At 68.2% G+C, this 4,817-nt stretch carries 5 protein-coding genes; 4 read left to right on the top strand and 1 reads right to left on the bottom strand.

Going from position 1 to position 4,817, the window contains the following annotated elements:
• Together LWC33_RS34255 and LWC33_RS34250 are read left to right on the top strand one after the other, a co-directional pair.
• Window positions 1–201: hypothetical protein (locus LWC33_RS34255; protein ID WP_233308868.1), on the top strand; the 201-nt coding region annotated here is incomplete at its 5' end.
• 757 nt (window positions 202–958) lie between these two features.
• Complete coding sequence (locus LWC33_RS34250) at window positions 959–1,552, top strand: DUF2165 domain-containing protein (protein WP_233308867.1); 594 nt, start codon at window positions 959–961, stop codon at window positions 1,550–1,552.
• Window positions 1,553–1,961: 409 nt separating this feature from the next.
• Here the strand turns inward: LWC33_RS34250 and LWC33_RS34245 are convergent, their stop codons facing one another.
• Window positions 1,962–2,372, bottom strand: a complete 411-nt coding sequence (locus LWC33_RS34245) for a DoxX family protein (protein WP_233308866.1) — start codon at window positions 2,370–2,372, stop codon at window positions 1,962–1,964.
• A gap of 1,452 nt (window positions 2,373–3,824) precedes the next feature.
• Here LWC33_RS34245 and LWC33_RS34240 point away from each other — a divergent pair.
• Together LWC33_RS34240 and LWC33_RS34235 are read left to right on the top strand one after the other, a co-directional pair.
• Window positions 3,825–4,193, top strand: a complete 369-nt coding sequence (locus LWC33_RS34240; protein WP_233308865.1) for an ANTAR domain-containing protein — start codon at window positions 3,825–3,827, stop codon at window positions 4,191–4,193.
• Window positions 4,165–4,791, top strand: coding sequence for a response regulator transcription factor (locus LWC33_RS34235; protein ID WP_233308864.1), 627 nt, complete (start codon window positions 4,165–4,167; stop codon window positions 4,789–4,791). The genes LWC33_RS34240 and LWC33_RS34235 overlap by 29 nt, the downstream gene beginning before the upstream one ends.
• The last annotated feature ends 26 nt before the right edge of the window (window positions 4,792–4,817 follow it).

The following is a 4,817-nucleotide window of genomic DNA, read 5'->3' as shown; positions in this document are numbered from 1 at the left end:
CCGTGCCACGTCCGGGACCGCCACGCCGGCAAGATCACGATCTACGGCTGGAGTATTAGGGATGACGGTAGGACCTCGACCCTGACCCTCACCGCGGGAACCGACACACTCGGGCCGTTTGCCACCACTTCGGCAATTTCGTATCTCGTCGTCAGCCTATTGTTTCGTCTCAGGGAAGTTGGCACCTCGGCAAGGCCCTGACCGGCAAGCGGCCAACGTGAGAGTCGATCTTCCGTACATCGTCTCGCGAACCTGATCCCGGCGGAAGCAACGGCCACCGCTAGCACGACTGGCTGCCGGCTGACCGGAGGCCAGGACCCAGCACTCGCAGCCGTCTGACCAGCAGAATCAGCCCGCCGATCTTGGTGGCCGGGCCAGATCCGCGGAGCCTCGATGCGCTGCGAATTGGCTGACGATTGCGGTGCGGAACGCACGACGGCACTCTGACCTCGGAAGATGCAGCTTGCGACAGTCCCATCGACCCACTCGGAAGGGGCATCCGCCGGATGCGACTCCCTCAGGCTCGCCGCGTCGGGTCGGTGCGGTTCGACGATCCAAATCTCGTGACGCGCCGGACCGGCCACGATGCTCGCGCTGGCGGCCCGCTGCTGCTGGCGTGCGGGCTGATGAGCCCGGCAGACATGGCGTGGCCCAGGATCACCGCCGGTGCACTCTCCTTTCGCCTCTTCAGACCGGATGGTCCGCCCGCGAGATCGTCGGCGTCGTGGCCGTGTTCCTCACCGCGGTGGTCCTGCACCGCGTGGGACAACCTTCCGCGCCGGCCGGGGTGAAGGGGGTCGCGGCGGGGAGCCTGGCAGGTCTGGGCGTCACCGCCCACCGAGCTCACCGAGCCCATTGCGCGAGCCGGTCACCCGAAGACGCAGCGAGGCGCGGGTCACGCCCGGTCGTGCGCCGTCGGCGTCACCCGACTCGAGACCATTCACGTGAGGAACCCGAGATGACGAGTTCTGCGAGCCGTAGGCATGCCCCCGAGGTGGAGCCGACAGGGCAGGGCCGGTCGAGATGGTGGCGGGGTGCAGGGACGCTGTCCGGGGCGAACACCTTCCTGGTCGCGGCGAACGCGCTCTACCTGCTGCTCGTGGCGTTCGGGAACATCACTGACTTCTCGGCCAATCAGGCTTTCGTGCAACACGTGCTGGCGATGGACACGACCAATTTCGGAGCGCCGTCGGGAACGGGCCTGGACCCGCGGGTGATGTGGCGGGCGGTCACCGACCCGGGTCTGCAGACCGCGGCGTATGTCGGCGTGATCGTCTGGGAGCTCGCCGCCGGGTTGGTCCTGGCGGCGGCGGTGGTCGTGCGTCTTCGGGGCAGGCACCCTGCTCACGGGCTGTGGCTGTCGACGGCCGGGCTGATGATGGTGCTGGTGCTGTTCCTCGGCGGGTTCATCGTCATGGGCGGGGAGTGGTTCCAGATGTGGCGCTCCACGGCGTGGAACGGGCTGGATCCGGCGTTCCGCAACACCATGGTCGCCATGGTCACTTTGGTGCTGCTCCACCTCGACAACCGCGTGCGAGCCTGCTCGGCGTAGGCGTCACGCACGCCCGAGCAGGCTATGCCGGTGCGACCCAGCTCACGGGACAAGGTTTCGAGGTCAGCCGCACGATCCACCGTCCGTGCAGGCCGAGCCTCCGGTCCGGGGTCCCCGCCTGGGTGGCGCCACCCACCGGCGGTGGTGCTTCACCCTGCAGGGGGCGACCAGAGCCTTGCCCTCGCCGTCATGTCCACGACGGCCGGCTTCGTGATGACGGTGGTAGGCGTCCGGGTCTCCTCCCGCATCGCCCCGTCCCTGATCGAGGCCGAGGTCGCCCGGGCGATCTGCCACAAGGCCACGAAGCCCATGAGCGGACCGGTCCATGGCGCGGTAGCGCCCGCCGGGCATCGTGAGGACGAGCGTGGGATCGTCCGGGTCGGGTCCGATCTTGAGGGGTGCAGCTGGCTCAGCGCCGCAGCTGCGCGATCAGCCGACGGGTGCTGTCGCGACGGCCCCAGGCCAGCACCGCGACAAGGACACCGATGGTTGCGGGGAACGCGACGAGGGCGCCGCCCACCATGATCCAGGTGACCGTCACCGCGCCGATCATCAGGGCGACGAAGCACAATGCGGCCAGCCCGGTCAGGCGGGGGACGAACATCGCGATCGCGCCGGCAAGTTCCAGAGCGCCGATGAGGTACATGCCGGTGGTGCCCAGGCCCATGGCCTCGAAGCCGGCGACGTTCTGCGCGTCGCCACTGAGCTTCCCGAACGCGGAGAAGGCGTAGACGGCGGCAAGGAGCACCTGCAGCGTCCAGAGGCCGACGTTCGCGGCGCGCGAGGTGGTGACGGATGCGGTGGCGGTGATCTCGGTCATCGGAAGACTCCAGTCGTCGTATGGGATGTGCTCGGGGGTGTAGACGCCCCGAGTGGGCTGAACTCATCGACGCCCAGGAAGCCGGCGATTCCCGCTTGAGGCTCGTGCTGTCTCGGCCGAGCGCTATCGCCGAGTCTGCCGCCGGCCGCCCCGGTGCAGGTGGAGCAGGACCGCGCCGACCAGGCGGCCCCGGACCAGACCCCGTTGGCAGCGTGCGCAACCATCCGCTGCTGGGCTGCCGCTGGCCGACCCGCGGTCGATGTACGTGCAGGACGGCATCGCCGAGGTCGGCGGCCGACGCCTCGCGCACCCGCCCACACGATGACCAGGTCCGGGTGCGGCGCATGTAGGCCGCACGTCGAGTGCCGGTCGGGTCCGCGCCGCCCGGGTCGGTGACGTCGAGGCCGGCGTCCTCGCCAGGTCGGGCGCGTGGGCGAGGTCGGGCGCGTTGGCTAGGGGCTGCTGGAGCGTGATGCTCATCATTGCCGCGCTGCCGGATCGGGCTGCCACAGTGCGGGCTGGGCGGCGAGCTCGGTGCCGCCGAGTGGGCCGCTCGTACCGCGCGTGGACCGACCCGAGGCCGGGGACGAAGGCGATCGGAGCACGCCCGTCGCGGTAGGTGCACTGAACCTGCTCATACTCGACAGTCCTCGATCAAAATCGGTGACAACCGCAGAACGTCTTTCGCTCCGGTGCCTGAAAAAGGGCAGCGGGGTTCTGGACGTTATGGGCCCTGGCAAAGCCGCGCAAGACCTCCCTTAGACCTCCTCCTGACGTGGACTTAGGCGTCACTTACTTGACGAAGCCGTTCTCGATCCGTGCCTACTTGGCGCTATCGAGTCGTTGCCACAGAAAGTAAGCAGGTGCCGACAAGTGATGGAGTTGTGGTCGCAGGCTGGCGTTGGCTATGTTGTGATCTACATCATCATCTGTCCTTCGCAGGCGGAGGGTCTTCGCAGCCTCGTGCGTGAAGCTGCAGGGAGAAGGGAGCGTCGATGACCCGGGCGGCACGGGGGCAGGCGCGGGGGCTGGCACTGCGCCCCTTAACTGAGGAGACGTCCAAAATGCTGGTTCCTGGATCAGCTTCAACTCCTTGTCCCGGATCGGCCGTCCAATTTTTCGCGCCACGGTCGAGACGGTCTCCAACTTCTTGGTCGAACGTTGCCTCGCCCGTCCGGGGCTAGAAGAACGGCAGAGGGTAAGAGTCAATGGAGGTCTCGGATGTGTTGCACGGGAAACGGGCGCCCGCCGTCACCGCCTCGGCCCATCGGCAAACCACCTCGGCCCTCCTGAACAACGCGAACAACACCAACCCGACCGCGGTCATGAAGAGCTGGCGGGAAACCTCGCGCCGTGCCCGGGGCAAGCCGGGCGTACACCTTCCAATGGCCAGTTGAGAAGTGCTTCCGCGGCCCGAGCGTTTCGCCGACCCGTCGACGGGAACCGGCGGCGATGATCACTCCCGAGCAGCGGACGGCCGAACCTGCCGGACAGGTCGAGCTTCGGGCACAGATCGCAGAGTTGGAGCAGACCGTACGGCAGCTGCGTGGCGCGATGCGGTCGCGCAAGCTCATCGACCAGGCGATGGGAGTGCTCATGGCGCTTGAGCACCGCGACCAGGACCGCGCCTTCGGGCGGTTCAGGGCCCTGTCCGAACGGCAGAAGTGCAAGCTGAACCAGGTGGGCGCGGGCATGATCCGCCACGTCGTCGGTGCCGCGCCCAGCGACGATCGGCAACTGCACATCCGCCGCTCGGCACGTCCTGTTGACGGTGAAAGGCGGGGGGCGGCCTGTGCCGATCTCGGTGTTCGTGCTCGATGACCATGAGATCGTGTGCCGCGGTGTCACCGCGCTACTTGAGGCCACCGACGACATCCGGGTGGTGGGCGAGGCCCGTACCGCCGCCGAAGCGCTCGTTCGCATTCCGGCGGTCCGGCCCGATGTTGCGGTCCTGGACGTGCGCTTGCCCGACGGCGACGGGGTCACGGTGTGCCGGCAGGTGCGTGCGGCCATAGATCCGCCGCCGGCGTGTCTGATGTTCACCTCGTACTCCGACGACGAGGTCCTGTTCGGGGCCATCAGGGCCGGCGCGGCCGGCTACCTGCTCAAACACGTGTCCGGGGCCGAGATGATCGACGCGGTGCGCACCGTCGCCGGCGGCGGCTCGTTGCTCGACCCGGACGCGACCAGGCGGGCGCCGCACCGGCTACGCCACGGACACGCCGACGAGGATCCGCAGTACGCGGCCTTGTCCGTGCAGGAACGCCGGGTCCTGACGCTGCTCGCCGATGGGCTGACCAACCGGCAGATCGGCGCACGGCTGAACCTGGCCGAGAAGACCGTGAAGAACTACGTGTCGTCGATGTTGCACAAACTCGGCCTCACTCGCCCCGGGGTTCCACAGATGATCCGGGTCTGACGACTCGTCCGAGGCTCGCACCGCTG

It is taken from the genome of Pseudonocardia terrae, assembly GCF_021343995.1.
Lineage (GTDB): Bacteria > Actinomycetota > Actinomycetes > Mycobacteriales > Pseudonocardiaceae > Pseudonocardia > Pseudonocardia terrae.
Note: the sequence above shows the minus strand (reverse complement) of the source record. Positions and strands in the feature narration are given on the sequence as shown.

Bases quoted from the DNA above. Each gene is read 5' to 3' on its own strand.
- LWC33_RS34250 (WP_233308867.1), top strand. From the start codon at position 959: ATGACGAGTTCTGCGAGCCGTAGGCATGCCCCCGAGGTGGAGCCGACA.
- LWC33_RS34245 (WP_233308866.1), bottom strand. From the start codon at position 2,372: ATGACCGAGATCACCGCCACCGCATCCGTCACCACCTCGCGCGCCGCG.
- LWC33_RS34240 (WP_233308865.1), top strand. From the start codon at position 3,825: ATGATCACTCCCGAGCAGCGGACGGCCGAACCTGCCGGACAGGTCGAG.